Annotated in this window: 17 protein-coding genes; 6 read left to right on the top strand and 11 right to left on the bottom strand. The window is 40.0% G+C overall.

The window, feature by feature from the left end; genetic code table 11:
- Positions 1 to 553 precede the first annotated feature (553 nt).
- Positions 554 to 1,210, bottom strand: coding sequence for a glutathione S-transferase family protein (locus HWQ43_RS07065; protein WP_292731623.1), 657 nt, complete (start codon positions 1,208 to 1,210; stop codon positions 554 to 556).
- A 4-nt stretch (positions 1,211 to 1,214) separates the two neighbouring features.
- Positions 1,215 to 1,499, bottom strand: coding sequence for a hypothetical protein (locus tag HWQ43_RS07060; protein WP_292731621.1), 285 nt, complete (start codon positions 1,497 to 1,499; stop codon positions 1,215 to 1,217).
- 177 nt (positions 1,500 to 1,676) lie between these two features.
- Between HWQ43_RS07060 and HWQ43_RS07055 the strand changes: the two genes are divergently transcribed.
- Entirely contained in the window at positions 1,677 to 2,570 is an 894-nt protein-coding gene (locus tag HWQ43_RS07055) for a LysR family transcriptional regulator (RefSeq protein ID WP_292731619.1), read from the top strand.
- 245 nt (positions 2,571 to 2,815) lie between these two features.
- On the opposite strand, the gene rbsK is transcribed toward HWQ43_RS07055, so the two are convergent.
- From rbsK to HWQ43_RS07030, 5 genes are all read right to left on the bottom strand, one after another.
- Positions 2,816 to 3,757 (bottom strand): ribokinase, encoded by a 942-nt coding sequence (gene rbsK / locus HWQ43_RS07050; RefSeq protein ID WP_292731617.1) that lies wholly within the window; start codon positions 3,755 to 3,757, stop codon positions 2,816 to 2,818.
- Between the two features lie 768 nt (positions 3,758 to 4,525).
- Complete coding sequence (locus HWQ43_RS07045; protein WP_292731615.1) at positions 4,526 to 4,927, bottom strand: type II toxin-antitoxin system VapC family toxin; 402 nt, start codon at positions 4,925 to 4,927, stop codon at positions 4,526 to 4,528.
- A complete protein-coding gene (locus HWQ43_RS07040; RefSeq protein ID WP_292731613.1) occupies positions 4,928 to 5,155 on the bottom strand; it encodes an AbrB/MazE/SpoVT family DNA-binding domain-containing protein in 228 nt (75 codons plus the stop codon). It lies immediately after the preceding gene.
- A gap of 37 nt (positions 5,156 to 5,192) precedes the next feature.
- Entirely contained in the window at positions 5,193 to 9,017 is a 3,825-nt protein-coding gene (locus HWQ43_RS07035) for a hypothetical protein (RefSeq protein ID WP_292731611.1), read from the bottom strand.
- A gap of 42 nt (positions 9,018 to 9,059) precedes the next feature.
- On the bottom strand, positions 9,060 to 10,229 hold the full coding sequence (locus HWQ43_RS07030) for a cysteine desulfurase family protein (RefSeq protein WP_292731609.1): 1,170 nt from the start codon (positions 10,227 to 10,229) through the stop codon (positions 9,060 to 9,062).
- 217 nt (positions 10,230 to 10,446) lie between these two features.
- Between HWQ43_RS07030 and HWQ43_RS07025 the strand changes: the two genes are divergently transcribed.
- Positions 10,447 to 12,078, top strand: coding sequence for a DUF655 domain-containing protein (locus HWQ43_RS07025; protein ID WP_292731607.1), 1,632 nt, complete (start codon positions 10,447 to 10,449; stop codon positions 12,076 to 12,078).
- A gap of 78 nt (positions 12,079 to 12,156) precedes the next feature.
- Here the strand turns inward: HWQ43_RS07025 and HWQ43_RS07020 are convergent, their stop codons facing one another.
- The 4 genes from HWQ43_RS07020 to nfi all read right to left on the bottom strand — a co-directional run bounded on the left by HWQ43_RS07020 (position 12,157) and on the right by nfi (position 17,648).
- Complete coding sequence (locus tag HWQ43_RS07020) at positions 12,157 to 13,233, bottom strand: glycosyltransferase family 4 protein (protein WP_292731747.1); 1,077 nt, start codon at positions 13,231 to 13,233, stop codon at positions 12,157 to 12,159.
- 1,019 nt (positions 13,234 to 14,252) lie between these two features.
- On the bottom strand, positions 14,253 to 16,211 hold the full coding sequence (locus HWQ43_RS07015) for an FHA domain-containing protein (protein ID WP_292731605.1): 1,959 nt from the start codon (positions 16,209 to 16,211) through the stop codon (positions 14,253 to 14,255).
- A gap of 112 nt (positions 16,212 to 16,323) precedes the next feature.
- The gene (locus HWQ43_RS07010) at positions 16,324 to 16,875 is read right to left on the bottom strand and encodes an FHA domain-containing protein (RefSeq protein ID WP_292731603.1); all 552 of its coding nucleotides are present in this window, start codon (positions 16,873 to 16,875) and stop codon (positions 16,324 to 16,326) included.
- Positions 16,876 to 16,982: 107 nt separating this feature from the next.
- On the bottom strand, positions 16,983 to 17,648 hold the full coding sequence (gene nfi, locus HWQ43_RS07005) for a deoxyribonuclease V (protein ID WP_292731601.1): 666 nt from the start codon (positions 17,646 to 17,648) through the stop codon (positions 16,983 to 16,985).
- Between the two features lie 242 nt (positions 17,649 to 17,890).
- On the opposite strand from nfi, the gene HWQ43_RS07000 reads away from it, so the two are divergent.
- From HWQ43_RS07000 to HWQ43_RS06985, 4 genes are all read left to right on the top strand, one after another.
- Entirely contained in the window at positions 17,891 to 18,412 is a 522-nt protein-coding gene (locus tag HWQ43_RS07000; protein ID WP_292731599.1) for a hypothetical protein, read from the top strand.
- Positions 18,413 to 18,595: 183 nt separating this feature from the next.
- Positions 18,596 to 19,621 carry a DUF4429 domain-containing protein gene (locus HWQ43_RS06995; RefSeq protein ID WP_292731597.1) on the top strand — a complete coding sequence of 342 codons (1,026 nt, stop codon included), beginning with the start codon at positions 18,596 to 18,598 and terminating at the stop codon, positions 19,619 to 19,621.
- Between the two features lie 132 nt (positions 19,622 to 19,753).
- Positions 19,754 to 19,978 (top strand): hypothetical protein, encoded by a 225-nt coding sequence (locus HWQ43_RS06990; RefSeq protein WP_292731595.1) that lies wholly within the window; start codon positions 19,754 to 19,756, stop codon positions 19,976 to 19,978.
- 258 nt (positions 19,979 to 20,236) lie between these two features.
- Positions 20,237 to 21,202: an aldo/keto reductase gene (locus tag HWQ43_RS06985; protein ID WP_292731593.1), complete on the top strand. Its 966-nt coding sequence runs from the start codon at positions 20,237 to 20,239 to the stop codon at positions 21,200 to 21,202.
- Positions 21,203 to 21,253: the final 51 nt, after the last annotated feature.

The following is a 21,253-nucleotide window of genomic DNA, read 5'->3' as shown; positions in this document are numbered from 1 at the left end:
TACTAATATTAAAATGGATTTATTCTAGCTTAACGCTATTAAACAGTCGTTAGAGAAGAATAGCACGTTTGTAAAGCTATAAGCTATGCTCCATAAGCACTAGAGCTTGAACAGTGTCAGGATGGATCGGGCGATTTTCCTGGATAGACCTTACAGTTTACCAGAGTGGCTTAAGAGAGCGATCGCAATCCTAAATGATTTGTAAAAAAATTCACGTCCTAGCTAACGTCATCTCGCCAAAGCATCAAAGGGACTATAGGAAGGTTATAACTCTTTCAAATTATCAATATCTAATAGGATTTACGCAAAACTATGATAAAACGAACCGCGTTCGCGCAGCGTCTCGTTAGAGAAGGACGCAAAGAACACGAAGGAATAAGAGTTTGAGAGAGTTTTTGCGTAAGTCCTGTCTAAAAAAGAATGTAGAGACATAGCATTGCTATGTCTCGGCATAAGGGTTCTAGATAACACATATTTAATTTCTGGAAATATCTAGTAGCAATATCTCTTTGATTTGCATCTAGAATTTAAGTTTTTCTTATTTGTTATTTCACTAAAATTCATATTGGGGAATAACTTCTATCTCATTCTTTGCTGCATTTATCCACTCTTGCATTGCTGGAAGTGCCAAAATTGACTCAACATAATCTCTAGAAATACTATCTAACTGCACATCATAGGCGATAAACCGCAGCACAACTGGGGCAAAAAATGCATCGGCAATCGTGAAATTGCCAAACAAAAAATTGCCACCATTCCCAAACTTTTGACGTGATTCTTGCCAAATACTAGTAATGCGGTCAATGTCTTGTTGTACGCCGGCTTCTAAACCTTTATCAGGATATTTACTACGGCAGTTCATCGGCATATTCTGACGCAAGTTTTGAAATCCTGAGTGCATTTCCGCACTGACAGAACGGGCTAATGCTCTTGCAGCCTTATCCTCTGGCCACCATTGCAGGGTTGGAAAAGTTTCAGCTAGATATTCACAAATAGCGAGAGAATCCCATACCGTTTGCGTATCGTGCAATAACACAGGTACTTTTCCTGATGATGAATATTGCCGAATTTTCGATGAACAATCTGGGTTGTTATAGAGAGGAATCCGAATCTCATTGAATTCCAAACCGAATTGCTTCATCGCTAACCAAGGACGAAGTGACCAAGATGAATAATTTTTGTTGCCGATTACCAAAGTAAGTTGTGTCATGTTTTTAATACCGATAAAGTTGTTCAATCCACATAGACACATCAGTTTCAGAACCAGAAGAAAAAGATTTTCCGGTTGCCGGGTCGTAAGCTTGCCAATAGATATTACCGTGGCGGTCAACCTTTTGCCAAACTTGTAATTCATTCGGATCTGCTAGGAGTTTTTTGATAAAATTTTTCCAAATCAGATGCAGAGATTTCCAGAAGTTTGAGTGGATTTTTTTCTGGAATGACGGACTACAATTTATTTCTATATCTTCTTTTGATAGACACCTAATGTTATTGTTCATAAAATTATTCCTGAAAGTTGCTCAGTAAATAAAACAGTAACAACATCTCAGTTAAGAATCAAATCATGGCTTGCATAGGTTCTATAAATGGGATTTATAGATATGAAAAATCACTAATACAACCTTTTTGCCACAATAAAGTCAGGATGTGTATACCCTTGTTCTCATCAATTGCCTATGAAACTCTCCCAACTCCGAGCCATAGTTGCAGTCGCAGATCGTGGTAACTTTAGTGAAGCAGCCTTAGAATTGCAGCTTTCCCAGCCTGCAATTAGTCATGCGATCGCTACCCTAGAAGAAGAATTAGGTGTGCCATTATTTGCTAGAGGTCGTCACGGTGCTGTGCTGACACCTGCTGGAGAGCGCATTTTGTATCATGCACGTCAAGCAATGCAGCATCTGAAGATGATGCAACACGAAGCAAACCTGCATAAAGGTTTACATGGTGGTCATGTGCGAATTGCAGCTTTTCGGAGCGTTGCTACTCATCTATTACCAAAAGCGATCGCCCAATTTCACAATCAATTCCCAGAGATTGCTGTCACAATCATAGAGTGTGCTGCTTTCACAGATGTAGAGCAGTGTTTGCATGATGGACGTGCCGATATTGGTATTACCTGTCTACCAACTGGTGAAGAATTTGAAACCTGGGAAATTTTTCGGGATGAGTATATAGCTTTACTACCACCAGATACCAAAATTAGCAGTCCGCAAATTACTTGGGAAGACATCGCAGCCTATCCGCCGGTTTTGCTTCCTTGTACACCCTGTGGACGCATTCTTCACAACCACCTGAAGACTTTAGCAATTCCAATTCATACTGCTAGCGACATTCAAGAAGATTCCACAGTCGTTAGCATGGTGAATCAAGGACTGAGAGCAGCTATTATGCCTCGTTTAGCAGCTGTACCAATTCCCCCAAAGGTGCAAGTATACAGTTTACCTGCACCGCTCGAAAGAGTAATTGCAACTGCAACTTTATCTAATGCCCTGCGAGTGCCTGCGGTATTCACCTTTTTGGAGATGTTGAGTAAATTTGATTTTTATAGTTTAGCTAAATTCACTTATTGAACACATACGAATTACGAATTACTTAAACCAATGCCTCCTTTAGCGAATTCTTCAACAGTTTTTTGTGAAAATTCATGAGTTGCGATCGCGGAGTCTAGATATAGTGCCATACTTAATTCCTCACTTTTGCTACCTGCATTTCTGCTGCTATATACCCTACATCGTTCAGAAGCTCCGCACTGATATTTCTGCCAATCCCGATCGGATAAGCATTTTACCTGTTTATTCTATACTTTTTTAAATACCTACCCCTGAAAACTACTATCCATTCCCCTTTCCTTGAGAAATGTATCAAATGTAAACCTATCCGGTAGCGAAGTTTGTGCGCCTGGTTTTGTCGCTGTCAAAGCACCTGCTGCTGCACCCCAAACAACTGCTTGATGTAAGGGAAATCCTTCAAAAAGTGCCGCCGCTAAACCACCATTAAAAGCATCGCCTGCGGCTACTGTGTCAACTGCATGAACTGAAAACGCGGGTACAAAAAACTTTTCTTCAGCAGTGGCACAAAAAACACCCTTAGCACCTAGTTTGACGATCGCACATTTCACACCCCGTTGCAATAAAACCGCAGCTGCTTTGGCGGCTTCTTCCTCTCCATTCACAGGAAAACCAACCAACTGCGCTGCTTCAACTTCATTCGGTGTAATAATATCTACCAATGGATACAATTCATCTGGTAAATTAGATTGTGCGGGTGCGGGGTCAAAAATTACTTTTATGTTTGCACCTTTTGCGGCTTTAGCAGCAGCAACCACGGCAGTAATAGGAATTTCTAATTGTAAAAGTAGTGCTGTAGCTTCTGGTAAAAAGTGGGATAATCGCTCTACATCTTCTTGATTGACGCGCCCATTTGCACCAGGAATGACGACGATTTGATTTTCACCAGTCTGACTCACGGTGATGATCGCAACTCCAGAACTAACAGTTTCATCCACAAAAATGTTATCAGTCTGTACACCAGATGCTTGCAAATTGTTAACAAGTTCTGTACCAAAATCGTCTGCGCCTACACGCCCGAGAATCTGGGTAGGAATGCCCAATTTTGCTAATGCTACGGCTTGATTGGCTCCTTTTCCTCCCGAAACTTTAAAAAAATCTTCTCCTAGCAACGTTTCTCCTGCAACTGGCAACCGGGGTGTTGTTGCTACCAAGTCTATATTGATGCTGCCGAAGACGATAATACTCATAATGCCGATCTTAAAGTTATTTTGATTGATATTACAGGATGCGATCGCAAACTGCATAAATATCGCACTTATTCAGGAACTTGCACAAAAACTGCGATCGCATAGAAGACACACTCAAAATTTTATCTGTTGGTAAAAGACTCGTTTAAGGCTTTCAGCGACAGTAACATAGAGCGCCGATCAGATAAAACCTAGATATTTTGATACGCGATACCCAAGCCAAATTCCTACAAGGCCACCAATGACGCTGAACAGGATCGAGGTGAACGATAGCAAATTTCCACCCCACAATACAGGGATGTAGCTACCAATCGTAGAGCCAACAAACATCCCAATCCCAATGATGAATTTATTCATTCAAAAAAAGCCTCAAAAGTAATTAAAATAAGTCATGCTTAAGCTCCTTTATGACTCAAAATATTAACTTTTGGGAAAAGAATTATTTAACCATTTCGGCAGCCGTGCCTAACTACTGAAGCTAGGAGAACTTGAAATATCCTATTTTGGGATATTCACATAGTGATAAATAAATACTAAAACTAACCATAAACACGCTCAATACGCAATATTTTTTATCACGCAGGTACGTAATTTATGATATTTAATTTAACGCTTAACTAAAGATAAATCCGGTGTTAGCCTTTGCAAAACTTGCTTCAATACCATCACTGTCCAATCTATATCAGCTTCAGTTGTATCACGCTCCAAAATGATTACAACCGGGAAAATCTTCGCAACGCAATGTCATCACACCTCGCCTATTCACAACTACTCAACCCAGTTTTCTAATGGAAGCGTAGGAATACGAGAAAACTCTCGCACATTATTGGTGACTAGGGTAACTCCTAAACTCAGCGCATGAGAAGCAATTAGCATATCCATTGCACCAATAATAAGTCCTCTACTTTCGAGATCACTTCTGATGCTGCCGTAAATCGTTGCAGATGCTTGATTGAATTCGACAATTTCTAGAGGTAGCAGAAATTGCATCAAGGCGATGCGGTTTTTCTCTTGCTGTTGACTTTTGGCAACTCCATATTCTAGTTCGGCAATGGTGATAGAGGAGATACCAACATCAGAAATGCTAAGGGTTTGAAATTTATCCAGTACTTTTTGGGGTTTTTGCTTTATCAGGTAAATGCAGATGTTCGTATCAAGCAGGTATCGCATTTAAAAGCTCTCGCTGGTGTCGAGGAGTGGCTGATTTCTAGTAGTCATAAAGTCATCAGAAAAATTGTCTAGACTATCAATGAGGGATTCCCAAGGGTTGTCTTTGGCAATCAGGACAATGGCGTTACCAATTTTTTTGATATAAACTTCAGTCCCAGTAAGTTGAAAGTCTTCGGGTAAAATAACGATTTGGTGAGTGCCATCAGTGGTGAGTTTAGCAGTGTTCATGGTGTTTTTGTCCTGAAATTAGCTAGTATTTGATAACCTAGTCGTGCATGAAGTCTCGCTTCTTTTCTCTTTCAATTTCTTCCCATAACCTCTTAATAAGTTCTTCTACGTATTGCTTATGTTGTAGAAAAGCTACTTTACTGAAAAGTGGAAGCAGCGACTCTAAATACTCAAGCTGCTTCTGATATACGGGAACCCGAATTCCTGAACTACTCCAAAAGCTAGGTTCTAGGCTAAGTTTTTGAAAGTCATCGAATTTTTGATTTTTATTGATAAAAAAGTCTACAAATGAACGTCTTCTTTTATATGAGAAGTTTGTAACTATATCAAATATAAATTCGGTAAACGGAATGTCATTACATCGAGATTCTAGTAATTTCATCAGGATCTTATCTTGCCGCTCCCACAAAGTTTCATGATCTTTTAAATCTCCACTGAGAATGAAGAATTTGCTAAGTCTAATAGAGCCTAAGCTAAGATACTCCTCATCCCGTTGATAAATATATTCAATTATCTGCGTCATTAGGTTCTCATAGTTGTCACATCGCCATAGGAAGGAATAATCTCGTCCATTATCAAAATGATGTGATTGATAATCTTGGTGGTAAATCCAATCCATGTATTCAAGGATGAATTCTGGATCGCGTTTCAGGATATAAGCAAAGTATTGTCCATTTTCATCTAGATCCCAGTCATTTTTCAGTACTTGAAGATAAGCTTTTTTTAAAACATCCAATTGATTATCAAATAAGTTAAGCAAAACTGTACTAACTTCGTATCTATCAAATAAGCATGATAAGGGATAAGATATATTAGAGTTTTTAAAAGTATTTTCCAGGAGATTTTTGACTATCTTAAGTAAGATATTTTCATCCAGCACATGATATTTTATAACGAACTTCAAATCGTCTGGTATCTCATATGCCTGACTTTCTGCATAGAGGCTATAAAGCTGAACTAGATGTTCTTCTCTAATCAGTTCTTCAGGTAATAAACGATAAAAGTCAAATAACCACTTTCTTCTTAAAGAATAAGAACTTAGTTTGAGAATTTCATAAGTTTTATCAATGCCTAAAATTTGAATTAAGTGATTGATAAGTCGAGAATCATTAATATTCAGTGGATTTCCAAGAATAATGTAATTTTTGACTGCATCAGCATAGAGTTGTGGATCTCGATCCGCCAGGTCAATAAGTACTCTGGCTACTTGACTTGGAAGATGGAATATATTATGATTTTGGCGTTCTCTTTGCTCCTGAATTTTAAGGCATTGCTCAAAGAATTGTTTGTAGTCTTCCAAGTTGTAGTTTACAAAGAAGTCTTGAATTCGTTGTTGCCTAAGTTGCTCGTATTCCTCATATTCTAGATTTAGATATCGTCTCTCTAGTTGATCAGAAATAAGAACTTCAGATATTGCATAGGTTTTATTTGTAAATAAATCGCGCAAAGCTTCACACAATAGACATCTCCATAAATTAGCCATAATTTTAATCAAAACAATGGTTTTATGGTCATTTTTAGAGATTTCTAATTTTTGAGCCTCTAATTTATCTAAGTAGCTTTGAACTATCAGGCAATGAGAATAGCTACTGGTATCCAGATATGACTCAATAAAAGGAAGCACCTGAGATGAATCTTGGATAATTATTTCATTTACTGAGACTTTGTAGCCTGATGTACTGTACTTGTAAAGAAGATTAAGCACATCTTCCTTGAGAATAGGTACTTGATAAAGTTGGAATACCCTCTGCCAAATTTTTTGTCTAAGTTCAGCCAGTTCTGACGTTGGTGGTAAGGTGAAGTTAAAGATGTTGATCCCTTTCCCTTTCATCCTAGTAGTGTTGAAGTCGGTGTAAAGATAATGTTCAGCCACCGCGAGAAATAGCTTTGAAAACATTATGTCTTCACCATCTTTAACCCGTTCCCACAGTACATCAATTACTATCTGCTGAATAGCAAATCCATAACGATAAGATTCGTGATCAAACCCAAATCGTTCAGTAAGAAGGTAAAGCACTTGCGATATTTCGGTCGATCGTTTTGTGACATATTCCAAAATAAGCTCTAATGCCATTTGAAGATTATTCTCATTTGAATGGTTGAATAACCCTAGTGTGCTGAGGATAGAAGGTGATGAAATATTAGAGTTAGGCTCAATTTTCAATTTAGAGAGGTCTCCTAATTCCGGTTCCATTGCGGAAATGCAGTTATGAATATATACAAGGATGTCTGTTTGCTTAAGGAACCAGAACACCTGTATGAAGTGCATCAGATTTTTTTCCTCTCCTACATTTTGATATGTTTGCCATGCTTGATTAACGTGTGGACGCATTACATCTATGATTCTTTCACTATCAAAAGTATTCATAACAGGATTGAGAGCGTCAACAATTCGATACTGAAGCTGAGGAAAAAAGTGATTTAGGAGAGTACCAAAATTGAGTAATTTTTCCTTAAAGAAGGCAAGATAAAAAAGATAGGTAGCTAGAACTTGATCAGAGACTCGCACGATCTCATTCTCGTACATATCGAGCAATTCATGATCATCTAGCTGGCGAACAGCTTTCCAAAAAACTTCTTGGCTAATACCAAATGCTGTCTCAATTTCCTCCATCATCTTTTCATTTGAACTATCTACCGTCCTAAAAAATGCAACAATACCAGCAGCTTTCAAGAGGTTTTCATCACCGAGTTCTTGCAAATCTTTTCGGATTGAAGAATAATACTCGTCGTAAAGATTAGATACATTATTAATACTGTCAAGTCTATTTTCTCGTTTTGCTAACAGTGCAGCCATGATTGCAAGACGAGGATTGCCTTGTGCAATGTCGGCAATTCTATTGAGATAGAGGGAATTAATAATTTCGTACTCATCCTGAAGTATTTGCTTTATCTGATTTTCATCCAAAGAGTTTAGTTCTATCTCAGTCCGATTTTTATATGAATGCGCTAATTCTTTAACTTTTTCAAAGGCATAATCTCGAACAGTAGCAATGACCTTGATTTGTTGATCTTCGCGTTGGTCATGAAGGATTTGAATGAAGTACTCAAATGAGTTGACTCGATTCGCATCATCTACAAAAATGAGGTGAGAACCCGGTTCTGAAAAATAGACACGGAGATCCTCAAAAATATCTGCTCCTCGAATAAAAATACATCTAACCTGATATTCAGGGTGACTTACTAAAAATTGATTGCAAGATTCGAGCGCCAATCGAGATTTACCAATGCCTGCTTTGCCAGACACAATAACAAGATTACTGTTATTCAATCCTTGCAATACTTGCTCTAATTCTTGCTCTCGAAAGTGGAAAGTTGTATTAAGAGGGGTAGCCGCTTTTTTATCGTAAGCCTTAATAAAGTCATCAAGATCAACGATTTGTCCTGTATCTACCTCAACTCCAAGGAAATCTCTTGCAATACCTGGATATTTTTGGTAAAGATCATAAGATATAGGGCCAAGACCAAAGATATTAAGGTTGAATCCCCGGTTCTGGCATTCCTCCCTCAATAAAACTTCTTCGTCTGGGGAAAGCATCGATGTGTGACATAAAACTATCTCTTGGATTTTTTCAACAGATATTCCAGTTTTTGCTTCATCAAAGCACTTGTCGAGGTCTTTCTTAAATTTCTGAGCAACCCCTTTTTTTTCTGTTGTGTATTCTGCAAAGACATACTTTCCATTAGGTAGCACTACTAATGTATCTGGAGTTCCTGTCCTCACTTTGTCAGCGCCAATTACAGATCCAAGGGGATTAATCTGCTCATATCCTTTTTTGTGAAGGTAAGCATCAGCAATCTTTTGGAACTTTTCACCGCTTTGTTCCCGTAGTTCGTTTTGGATCTGGTTAATTTTTGACATATAACTTTACACGGTTGAAATCTTAGTAGCGTTGCCAATAATTTAACGCTTAACTAAAGATAAATCCGGTGTCAACCTTTGCAAAACTTGCTTCAATACCATTACCGTCCAATCTATATCAGCTTCAGTGGTATCACGCCCCAATGTGATACGAATTCCCCCCAAGGCAGCTTTTTCGGAATAACCCATCGCTAACAATATTGGACTAGGGCTAAGTTTACCACTGTGACAAGCAGCACCAGCACTGATGCCGATGCCAGCAAGGTTTAGCTGTCGTACCAAGGCTTTACCGCTGAGTTTTTTGCCATCAGCGTTTTCTAAGCACATACTCACATGGTGAGGTAAACGATCGCAAGTATCCCCTGTAGGAATTAAACCGGGAATCTCAGCTAATTGGGCAAAGGCGCGATCGCGTAATTCAATTAACCGTGGTGTTTCTGTAGCTAATTCTTGCGCTGCTAATTCTGCTGCTACACCAAACCCCGCAATTATCGGTACTGCTTGCGTACCAGAACGCAGTCCCATTTCTTGTCCACCACCACCCAGCAAGGGCATCAACTCCACACCAGGACGCACATATAACGCCCCTACACCTTGCGGCCCATATATTTTATGACTGGAAAGACTAAGTAAATCTACTGGGACTTGTTGCACATCTATAGGTAAGCGTCCCGCAACTTGCACCGCATCTGTGTGGAACAAAGCTCCATGCAATCGCACAATTTTACCCAGTTCTGCGATCGGTTGCACAGTCCCAACTTCACTTTGACCGTAAATTATAGAAACTAAGGCTGTGTTATGTCGCAACGCCGCTTTTAAATCCAAAGGATTAACTCTGCCTTTAATATCTACAGACAACCGCGTAACTTCCCAACCCCACACTTCTAGCAACCGTACTGTCTCAGAAATTGCGGAATGTTCAACGCTGGAAATAATTATATGTTGAGGTACAGCATACAACCGAGCTACACCCATAATTGCCAAATTATCTGCCTCAGTGCCACCAGAGGTAAAAACGATCGATTCAGGGGTAGCGGCGTTAATTAAACCAGCAACTTGGACTCTGGCTTGTTCTACAACCGTTGCCGCCCGTTGTCCCCACTCATGTAAACTGGAAGGATTGCCCCACTGTTGAGTGAGGATTGTTTGCATAACTGCGATCGCTTCTTTTCGAGTCGGAGTAGTGGCGCTGTAATCTAGATAAATTTGCATATAACCGATAATAGTGAGAACACACGTTGGTGATAGACTGCGGATTTGTCAGGATATACAGTTTTTGTGGACAAATCCTAAAAAAAATATCTGTAATTTTACATCTAGCAGTGAATTTTTTCCTTGACTTGGAAACTTATTTTTCTACTTAATTCTGAATACAAAATTTTGGGAATGATAAATATATCCACTCCCAATCCACTTTTAACAGATTACAGTGCAACTTATCTCTAGACAAAGATATTTTTTATATATCTTTTTACTGATATTCTCTCTGGCTGGTTGTCAACGAGTCCAGTCCTACAATCAGCGTCCAGCACCCTTACCACAAGACCCGTTAATTCAAGCTTACTTTAACCATTCTGAGTCTTCAGAATACCAAGAAGCTTACCGTCAGCAAACTCGCCTGGGGGATGATTTAGAAAAACAGATTGTGGATGCGATTACAAATGCTAAATCCACAGTAGATGTAGCGGTGCAAGAATTACGTTTACCCAAAGTTGCCCAAGCATTGGTTGATAGACAAAAAGCTGGGGTAAAAGTCAGGATAATTTTAGAAAATATTTATAGCCGACCTTGGAGTAGCTTAACATCTGCTGAAGTAGGTAAGTTAGATAAAAGAGAACAGGAACGTTACAACGAATTTCGCAAATTTATCGATCTTAACCACGATAATCAACTCAGTCTAACTGAAATCAATCAAAGAGATGCTTTAATGATTTTGCAGAATGCCAAAATTCCCTGGCTAGACGATCGAGCTGATGGTTCAGCGGGTAGCAGCTTGATGCATCATAAATTTGTGATTGTGGACAATCGCCTCGTAATTATTACTTCAGCTAATTTTACATTAAGTGATACTTCGGGTGATTTTACAAATCCTAGTAGTTTAGGCAATGCCAATAATTTATTGCAGATTGACAGCCCAGAATTAGCATCTTTATTTACAGAAGAATTTAACATTATGTGGGGTGACGGGCCGGGAGGTCAAGCAGATAGTCGATTTGGTTTGCAAAAGCCGATACGTTTACCTAAACAAATAACTTTGGGTAATACCAAAATTACTGTGCAATTTTCGCCTACTTCTCCAACTCAACCTTGGAATAACAGTAGTAACGGTTTAATTGGTAAAACTTTAGATTCAGCAACCAAGTCTATTGATATGGCGTTATTTGTCTTTTCTGAACAGCCTCTTGCCAATATTTTAGAAAAGCGCCATCAACAAAGTGTGCAAATTCGCGCTTTAATTGAACCACAATTCGCCTACCGTCCTTACAGCGAAGCCTTAGATATGATGGGGGTTGCTCTGAGTAACAAATGTAAATATGAAATTGACAATCATCCTTGGCAAAATCCAATTACAACCGTAGGCGTACCTGTATTACCCAAAGGCGATTTATTGCATCACAAATTTGGTGTTATTGATAGTCAAACAGTAATTACAGGTTCTCATAATTGGTCAGATGCTGCCAATAATGGTAACGATGAGACGCTTGTAGTGATTGAAAATCCGGTTGTTGCTGCCCATTATGTGCGAGAATTTGCTCGTCTTTATACCAAAGTCAAACCCGGTTTACCACCAGCAATTCAAGAAAAAATCAAATTAGAACAAACAAGGTGTCCCCAGATAAAAACTTTTTCATCAACTGAGTTAAAAGCGATTCAAAAAGTCAATATCAACACTGCAAGTTTAGAAGAATTAGCAACTCTCCCTGGCGTGGGTAAGAAGTTAGCACAGCGAATAATTATTAGTCGTCAACAGCAAAAATTTACATCTTTACAAGACTTAGAGCGAGTTCCAGGAATGAGTGCTAGAACTTTAGAAAAATGGAGCGAACGTTTGACTTGGTAGGGTAGCACAACTGTGCTACCCGACGAGAGTCTATATTCTATTTAGTTAAAAAGATGTAAGATTACACAAATGCGATCGCTAGCTAGCTAAATCAACCAAACTGCGGAAATGCCCATTCTGAGAAAATCGTTCTGCGATTATTTTTTGATAAACCGCCTCATAGCCATCAGTCATGTGCTTAACACTGAAAAGATTTTCGACATACTGACGACAAGCATAGCGGTCTAACTCTACGACGCAATCGATCGCACTGATGCACTCTTGAATATTATTGCACAGGAAACCCGTCTTACCCTGAGAAATTACCTCCTCAGCAGACCCCAATTTCATCGCAATCACTGGCGTACCTGAAGCCATTGACTCAATCATCACCAATCCAAAGGGTTCTCGCCAAGTAATCGGAAACAGAGTTGCTACTGCACCACCCATCAGGGCATTTTTTTGAGCATGGTTGGCTTCGCCTAGATACTCAATTTGCTCTCCGTCAATGTGCGGTTTAATTTCTTTCTCAAAGTATTCCACATCAACGACATCTATCTTACCTGCCATTTTTAAATGCCAACCAGTTTCTTTGGCAATTTCTATGGCTAAGTGCGCTCCCTTCTCTGGAGATATCCGACCTAAAAATGCTAAATAAGGAGAATCTTCTGGTTGGGAGTGAAATTCATAGCTGCTAACATCAATTCCGTTGTAAACCGTTGCTATAGAGTTTAAACCTAACCTTGGTTCTCGTTGTGCATTGGAAATATTGACGTAGGGTTGTTTTTTACCAAAACTAAACATCTTTTCGTTGTCAGGGGTAAAAGTACCGTGCAACGTGTGAACCGTAGGAGTTTTTACTAGATTTGCATAAGGCAGTGCCCCATACCCGATATGGGAGTGAATAATATCAAACTCTTCTGCGCGTTCATACACCGAAGCTAGATTTAGCATCTCGTAAATGCCGTAATCTTTGATAGTAGGATCGAGTCTGAGGGCACGGGGATGAACTGACGTTAGTTTTGCCAGACTAATAGAATCTCCCGATGCAAATAAAGTTACTTCGTGTCCGCGTCGGACTAATTCATCGGTCAGTAACCCCACTACTAACTCTACGCCACCATAAGCTGGAGGCGGAACTCTTTCCCACAGTGGAGCTAATTGAGCAATTCGCATCATAAACCTCCTAAAAAATAAAAATTGAATTAAAAGTTTTTTATTTCTGTTGTTTGAGTGCTTGTAATTGATTCACTTGGCATGAAGAAAGGAACTTCAGCTACTAAACTTCTTAACAAGTGCCTTTAAATTTTATGCTGTTACTTCTAGAATTTTTGTCTATCCTAGTACGGAAATTACCCACTCCTAAAGAGGTAGCTGAATTCTATGTTTATTAATTTTTATATGATTTATGGCAGTTTCCAATAGAAGTTTTTTTATAAATATGAACTTTTGAGAATCGTATAATACTGCTATTAAAAGATAATTTTGGGTAAAAAAGCTCTATTTATGACTGTCAATTCTCTAATTTTAAAATGTTAATTAAACAATAAACTGTATAAACCTCTTTGGGCGGCTTTCCGTACTCTAAAGGATCATCTCTAGCCGCTCAAAAGGTAAATTTTCGTAAAGTAGGTACTTTGAAATCAGAAGCAGCAATTTTTTTATAAGTTTTATCTAAGTTCTTAAAAACGAACAATTAAGCTGACTTCTAACGTTCTATGGAAAAGCCTGCAAAAACCTAACCCCTAACCGTTGAGTTTAATAGCGTCCCAGTTTTTTGCAAGGAAGCCGAAAATGTAAAATTAGAAAAAATTCAAGCAAGAAGAGAGGAATTAGAGATAAAGACTTTATCGTAAATTCAAGGGTTTAAGAACCTGCAATCTATATGTAGCACCCATTTCAGTCGGGGTTTAAATCCCCATCTGAAATGTCTTTAATTTTGAATTTTGTTAGCGCAGCGTAAAGCCTTCTCTTCTCCCAAAGGGAGACGCTACGCGAACGAGAGGCTTCTCTTTTAGAGACGCTAACGCGAACGCCAACGGCATGGCAACTCTTAGAGACGCTAGCGCGAACGCTTAGAGCGAGTCCGCGTACTCTTACAGAGAAGCAAGCTACGCTTTTAGCGTCTCGTAGAGAGCGTCATTTTGAATTTTGAATTGTTAACCCTTCTGCCCCCTGCCTTCTACTTCCTAATACTAAGGTGACTGATTTAACACCCACTTCAACCACTGCCTAAAGGAACTTATAGTATTCAACCTTTGGACTCCAGGCGCACGAACTGCGGCCAGTCCATCAACGGCGACTAATGCGGCGTATTGCAAGCCCAAGAAACTATCAACTGCTGCATAAGGTCCACCTAAAGTAATAGCCCCAGCCGCATACATTTGACCTCTATCGCTACGCATTTCTACCAATTCAAAATTGTTCGCTACAGTCAATCGCCCCAGATGATTCACTGGTAAATTGTAATGTTTCACCAAATCTGCTAACAGAGGATTGGCATCCACCTTGGCATCCAGTCCAGTAGCATCAACAATAAAGTCAGCTAGCAATTTCATTTCCCCAAAGCTTTGCTCTCGAATACGGGTAATAGTCCGGTTTTGGGCATCTCGTTCCACATCCAGCACCTCACCGAAGGTAATTTGATACCAGCCTTCGCTTAACCCTTGGGCAGTAATTTGCTGCCAGTCTTGGCGGTCGGCGGTGGTAGTTCCACCCCAGTCTGCTAGTAAACGCTTGCGTTCGTCGGGGGTGGCTTTTTCTAACATTGCCCGGAGTTCGCCGCCCCAACAGGCTTTCGGCCAGTTAAAGGGTTGAAATTCGTAATGATTTTTGACTAGGCGCTGGGTATTTTGAAATTTGTTACCTTGGGGTTTAGGCGATCGCATTAAATGCAAAACTGCAATATTCCGATTTCGTTTTCTAGCTTCATAAATTCGCTGCACAATCCGCGAAGCCACAATTCCTCGCCCCCGAATCAATACCGTACCACCATGTTGCTCTAGTTGCTCATAAACATGATCGTGAGCTTCATAAGCATTGACGACAGATTTAAAGTCTTGATATTTTTCCCTATAAGCTTGCAAATCTGGGAGAAACTGAATTGCTGGATATCCAGTAGCTAAATGTAAATAACGACTAACTAAAAAAGCATAATTTCCTGGGCCGCGAGAATAGGCTACGCAATATCTGCCATCATCAGTTTTGCGAATTACCCTAACTCGCCCATAGCGATAAATTTGATTCCAGCCAATGCGCTTTGTCTCCCTATCTATGGAATCAAAGACGTTACCCGCACGAGGAGTATAAGTTTCTGCAAATGTTGGTTCAGCAAAAACTTGCCACAAATACTTGAATCCTGACTTTATCTCTCCCTTGGCTAAGTCTCCCCAAGCTTCACGCAAAGCATAACTAGGCCAACCCCAAATATTATCGGGACAAGAGTCAGAATTAGAACGCAGTCTTTCATATAAAGGAATTTGCGAATTCAGACAGAGGCGCTTGTAACGGGCATAAGGTTCCGCCTCTAATCCCAAAGCTACAATTTTGTCAGCACGTACACCACTAATTCGCAACAAATCAGCCCATAAAAAGCTACCCAATCCCGCCCCGATCGCTAGATAATCAGATTCATCTACTGGTAATCCTGTAGCATGAAGTGCTTGCACAGAAACCTTTTGTGCCTGAAATGCCAATGGCGGGAAATTACTTGCCACGGGCGTTAGCGGCTGAACTACAGGCAAACTGGGGTCTGGGCGATTGGTATTTGCGTTGAAGTGAATCGTTGAAGGGGGGCTGGTATCTGGTGCAGAGGCGCTAGCACCAAATGTCACTGCAATCAAATACGGGCCAATTTGCAAGGTATCGCCATTAACCAAAACACTGCGCGTTTGTGGTTGACCGTTGACATAGACACCGTTAACGCTACCTTGGTCAATCACTACTAAATGATCTTGTTCCCAGTCGATTAGGGCATGGTAGCGAGAAACTTCATTACTGTTAAGCAGCATCCGAGAAACCCGCATTCCCCTGAGTTCAGCAGGTAAGCGAGCAAATTCTCGACCAAAAGCGATCGGCATATTCAACAGTGGTTCTCGCCGTTCACCCGTCGCAGGTTCGTCCCAACTCAATTGGATTTGTAGGTCATTTGTCATTTGTCATTGGTCATTTGTCATTTGTCATTTGTTATTAAGTCAAGAGTTAGGAATTCTTCCTCTGCTCCTCTGCTCCTCTGCTCCTCTGCCTCTGCCTCCCTTGCCCTCCTTCTCAACTACCCCGTGCTACCAACACACTCACAGCCGCAGCTAAAGATGTCCCACACCAATGACAGCCAATTTGTAGATTCTCTGCTGGGGAAACTTTATGACATTTGGGGCATTCTAAGCCATAAACTCCTGGCGGTGGTGCGGGGGGTGTTAGTGGATGGTGGTGATGTCCGAGATTTACTGCTGGATTGGGTGGTAGCAAAATTGTTGCTGGAATGCTACCTGTGGAAACGCTTGTAACGTTGAGTTTTATTTGTCCCAAAGAGATGCTAGTGCCCTCAGTTAAAGGCATTTCACCTTGGACTAATTGCCTTCCATCGACAACGGGGGGATTTTGCGATCGCAAATTTCTGATATAAAAGCGCTGTTGCTGGTGATGAAAAAATATTTCAACGTGCAGTCCAGACACAGTAGGATGACTCAGAACAATGTCGCACCGGAAGGGGTCGCGACCGATGCGGACAGTGCCATGATTTTGACTTGGCTGTTGTTCGTAAATGCTCTGAGTTTTATTTTGACCTGCATCGTGCCACTGTAAAGTTAGTGCGTTCATGGTTCTAACTTCGTAAATCGTATTTAGCTACTTCAACATCTTCCTGTGCGATTCCTAACATGATTGAGTAGGTGGAAGCAAGTATTTAGAAAAAACTTCAACAAGCTTTATCTATCCGACGCTAATTTATCAGCAATGCGTGTTGTTTCTGGCAGTCGATATTTGGGCGTGCAGCGTAATACATAGTCAATGGCTGTCGGTAAACTAATTCGATGACCACTGGAGATGTACAGTGGTTTTACTCCTGTGCGCGATCGCAAAACTGCCCCAATGGTTTCACCGTTATATATAAGTGGTTGTGTGCTGCCTTTGGTTTCTGCCAATTCTTCATGCTTACCTATCAACCTCGACTTAGCTACACCAATTGTCGGCATATCTATAAGTAACCCTAAATGGCTAGCTATACCTAATCTGCGGGGATGAGCAATTCCCTGACCATCACACAGAATGATATTTGGTGTTGTTTTAATCTTTTCCAGGGCATCGAGGACAGCTGGAATTTCCCGAAATGAGAGGAACCCAGGAACATAAGGAAAGGTTGTAGGACGGTGTGCTAGGCTTGTCTCGATTACTTGCAAATCAGGAAAACTCAGGACTGCGACAGCAGCACGGCTAATTGTTCCATCAGCTTCAAAACCCATATCCACTCCAGCAACGTACTGGATAGGTTCTTGCAGTTGATCCTCAGTAATTACTTGATTTTGCAGCGTTTCTTGGATAACTATGGCTTCTTCTAGTGTCGAAGGCCAAGCATGATCTCGATAAAACTTCATATTTAGAATTGGAATTAAATTGATTAATATTAATCCTGTTAATTTGGCAAGCACAAAAACACTAGTTTTTGATGTTGATACAGGGAAAATATATTTTTGTAAAAGTCTGTGAATGACTATCTTTATACTAAATATTTTAGCCCAGGTTAGCTGATATTTGGCATCATAATGTTACTTAAGGCTGTCAAGAGGGAATCCTGAGAATATAAGTTTATTTTTCTAGATTTTCTCTTTTACTGGTTATGACACAGCAAAATATTCTAAAACTTGCAAAACAGGGAGATGTCGAAGCGATCGCATCTCTGATGAACCGCCACTTACACCCCAAAGGTATCGCTGCAAAGGTTACTTTCCAAGATGCTTGCTTGGAAGTAACGCTAAAATCTGCCGAAGTACCAAATCAGCAAATTTTAGTTGCATTTATCCGCAAAGGGTTAACGGCTTTAGGGGCTGCATCTATTGAAAGAGTCAAAGTTTTTGGACAACAAACAGATAAGGATTTTCCAGCTTGGAGTAAAGAGTTTGATTTGGGCATAGTGGAAGCTGAAACAGACGCAGTAGATAATGAACAGTCTTCCAGTAATCCTCAAATTCTAACTATTTGTATTAACTTCAGTGGTGATACTGCACAGGGAATAACAAACCAAGATTTTGAATTTATAGCTAATCAAATTAGCACTGATATTTTATCATCTTGTAATGACGTTTTTATCCAAAAAGTAAGTATTAGTAATGGTAGTTCAGTGATTACAAAGGAACGCTAGTATTTAATTTGGCTTACGCAGAGGCACAAAAAATAGTCTCAAAGCGGTATTTTTGTCATAAATATAATAAATTCAGGTATATTTTTAATATAAGGCTTCAAAGATTTGGAAAATGTTGCTTTTTCCTGTGAATAGGGAAACCTGAGATAGAAGATATTATCTTAGTTTTCTGATTTATTGGTTATGACACAGCCGACTCTTTTAGAACTTGCTAAACAGGGAGATGCACAAGCGATCGCATCTCTGATGAACCGTCAATTACAACCCAAGGGTATCACAGTAAAAGTAGCGCTCAAGGATGCTTGTTTACAGATAATGCTAGAATCCGCCCAAGTACCAAATCAGCAAGCCTTGGTTGCATTTATCCGTAAAGGTATAACTGGCTTAGGTGCTGCATCTATTGAGAGAGTTAAAGTTTATGGGCGACAAATAGGTGAGGAGTTTCCTGCTTGGAATCAAGAGTTTGAGTTAGTAGTACACGCTAGTTCAACACCGTCTCCTATCAATACTTATTCAACTTTATCCAATGACCAGAACCAACAGTTAGAGCCACCTGTAGTTACTCATAGAAATTTGCAATCGAAAATTGCGTCAGAAAACTTAAGAGATAATAATATATATTACGAAATTGAAGGCAGTAATGGTCAAATACGATTAACTCATAATCGTATAATTATTTCAAGGAAAGGAACAACCGCATTTATAACTCAAGGACTTAAAGGTGATAAGGAAATTCCTATTAGTCGAATTACAGCTATGCAATTTAAGCGTGCTGATGCTTTGACAAAAGGATACTTACAGTTTTCTATCCAGGGTGGGATTGAATCAAAAGGCGGAGTGTTCGCAGCTGTAAGTGATGAAAATACTGTTATGTTCAGCGAGTTAGAGCAACTTGAATTTGAGGAAATAAAGAGATATGTTAATAGTGTAATAGATACTGATCCTCTTGATTTTGATAAACTTAGATTTTTAGAGCTTAAAAAACTTAGAGAATTAAGATTTCAAGATCATAAGGAAGCAGCAGAAAAGGTAATAACCTCAGAGAAAATTTTCTGGAGCAAGAAAATAAAACCATTACTTATAGCTGTAATTGTATCTTTTGTTTTTGTTTCACTTGCACCAAATGGTTCTATCTTACACGCTTTTGCTGGAATTTCATTAATAATAAGCGGTGTTTTTGTCTGTATGGCTTGGATTAAAACTCAGTAAAAAAAACTAGATATTGTTTGCAAAGACAAGAGCGCACCTCAAAATTAAGGTAGAAAAGGCAGTGCGATCGCACCTCAAAGCTAAACTAGAAAAAGGAGTGCGATATTCTGACACTAATGAGGATAAATTATCATGCTTAATGGACTCAGGCAACAGGCGATCGTCAAAACTGGTGGGGTAGTAGAAATCTCTTCTCCAGAACTTCCAGCAGGTGCAACTGTCGAAGTAATTGTACTTCTGGAGTCACCCGCAAAGCATTCTGAAAAACCTCTAAGTAGCTTTATCGGTTCTTCTAAAGGCAGTTTTGCCACACCCAAAGAAGTGGATAAGTTTATTCGCCAAGAACGAGATGCATAAAAATTTTGGCATTCCTGAATTTGAATATCAACTATTCCAAAAACTTAGTTGAAAAAAGCTAAATATTCTATTTCTCTCTGCGTGAGCTTTTCATATATTTGATCGGTAACGCTAAAATTATAAATGCTATTCAAGGCGTAGACTTTTACCTCCATATCAACATCTGGATTTATCCTTTAGAAGGATATCCGGTTAATTCTCCCTAGCTAAAATTTTATAATAAAAGTAATAAAAGTAATTTCGCCCCCGAAGCCAATCATGACAGAAGGAAAAACGCGGCGTAATTTCCTAATTACTAGCATTGCTGTAACTGGAGGTATTGTGGCAACTAATGCTTTTGAGCAAAATACTACCAACACTGCAACACCGCCATCAACTATGCCAGAACGGGTACTGGGACGCACGGAAGTAAATCTGCCTATCTTCGGGTTTGGAGCAGGACAAATGCCACTATCCGGCGGCGAAGGAAAAAAGGGTGATGCGACAGCGATTGTTCAAAGAGCGCTGGAACTTGGCATTCGCTACTTTGATACAGCCGCTAGTTATGGGCCGAGTGAAGATTATTTAGGTAAAGTGCTACCACCCCATCGCTCAAAGCTGTTTCTAGCCAGCAAGACCGATCAAAGAGATCGGGATGGTGCATGGCGAGAATTGGAGCGATCGCTTAAACGTCTCAATACAGATTATCTCGATTTGTGGCAGTTGCATCACGTCTCTTTTTCGGAAGAACTCGACACCATCTTTAGTCCATCTGGTGCGATTAAAGCTTTAGAAGAAGCCATAGAACAAAAATTGGTGCGTTTTGCTGGGATCACCGGACATCACGACCCTGAAGTAATTGCCGAAGGGTTACGTCGTTATCCTTTTCACACTACACTCATACCTGTGAATGCTGCCGACAAACACCACCCACGTCCATTTATTCCAGTGGTTCTACCAGTTACTCAAGAAAAAAATGTCGGTGTAATTGCAATGAAAGTCCTGGCTTATGGTCGGCTGTTTAAATCAGGTGCGTTGACAGGTATGGAGGAAGCTTTAGGTTACACACTGTCTCAGCCTGGGGTTCATTGTTGCGTGATTGCAGCACAGACAGTTCCACAGTTAGAAAACAATGTCAAGATAGCGCGGGCTTTTGTACCCTTGAAGGAGCCAGAATTGACAGCGATCGCAGGGCGGGCTGCTAATGTCTGGGAAGATAGTACATTCTTCCGTGCTTGGACTTAGCCCGACTAAAAAATGTCCAAATCAAGCCGCAAACTATCAAATCAAGCCAAA

This window comes from Nostoc sp. JL31 (assembly GCF_017114965.1).
Taxonomy (GTDB): domain Bacteria; phylum Cyanobacteriota; class Cyanobacteriia; order Cyanobacteriales; family Nostocaceae; genus Nostoc; species Nostoc punctiforme_A.
This window is presented reverse-complemented; position numbering and strand designations above follow the sequence as displayed.

Coding starts and splice junctions, on each gene's coding strand:
- HWQ43_RS07065 (WP_292731623.1), bottom strand. CDS start 1,210: ATGACACAACTTACTTTGGTAATCGGCAACAAAAATTATTCATCTTGG.
- HWQ43_RS07060 (WP_292731621.1), bottom strand. CDS start 1,499: ATGAACAATAACATTAGGTGTCTATCAAAAGAAGATATAGAAATAAAT.
- HWQ43_RS07055 (WP_292731619.1), top strand. CDS start 1,677: ATGAAACTCTCCCAACTCCGAGCCATAGTTGCAGTCGCAGATCGTGGT.
- rbsK (WP_292731617.1), bottom strand. CDS start 3,757: ATGAGTATTATCGTCTTCGGCAGCATCAATATAGACTTGGTAGCAACA.
- HWQ43_RS07045 (WP_292731615.1), bottom strand. CDS start 4,927: ATGCGATACCTGCTTGATACGAACATCTGCATTTACCTGATAAAGCAA.
- HWQ43_RS07040 (WP_292731613.1), bottom strand. CDS start 5,155: ATGAACACTGCTAAACTCACCACTGATGGCACTCACCAAATCGTTATT.
- HWQ43_RS07035 (WP_292731611.1), bottom strand. CDS start 9,017: ATGTCAAAAATTAACCAGATCCAAAACGAACTACGGGAACAAAGCGGT.
- HWQ43_RS07030 (WP_292731609.1), bottom strand. CDS start 10,229: ATGCAAATTTATCTAGATTACAGCGCCACTACTCCGACTCGAAAAGAA.
- HWQ43_RS07020 (WP_292731747.1), bottom strand. CDS start 13,233: ATGCGAATTGCTCAATTAGCTCCACTGTGGGAAAGAGTTCCGCCTCCA.
- HWQ43_RS07015 (WP_292731605.1), bottom strand. CDS start 16,211: ATGACAAATGACCTACAAATCCAATTGAGTTGGGACGAACCTGCGACG.
- HWQ43_RS07010 (WP_292731603.1), bottom strand. CDS start 16,875: ATGAACGCACTAACTTTACAGTGGCACGATGCAGGTCAAAATAAAACT.
- nfi (WP_292731601.1), bottom strand. CDS start 17,648: ATGAAGTTTTATCGAGATCATGCTTGGCCTTCGACACTAGAAGAAGCC.
- HWQ43_RS07000 (WP_292731599.1), top strand. CDS start 17,891: ATGACACAGCAAAATATTCTAAAACTTGCAAAACAGGGAGATGTCGAA.
- HWQ43_RS06995 (WP_292731597.1), top strand. CDS start 18,596: ATGACACAGCCGACTCTTTTAGAACTTGCTAAACAGGGAGATGCACAA.
- HWQ43_RS06990 (WP_292731595.1), top strand. CDS start 19,754: ATGCTTAATGGACTCAGGCAACAGGCGATCGTCAAAACTGGTGGGGTA.
- HWQ43_RS06985 (WP_292731593.1), top strand. CDS start 20,237: ATGACAGAAGGAAAAACGCGGCGTAATTTCCTAATTACTAGCATTGCT.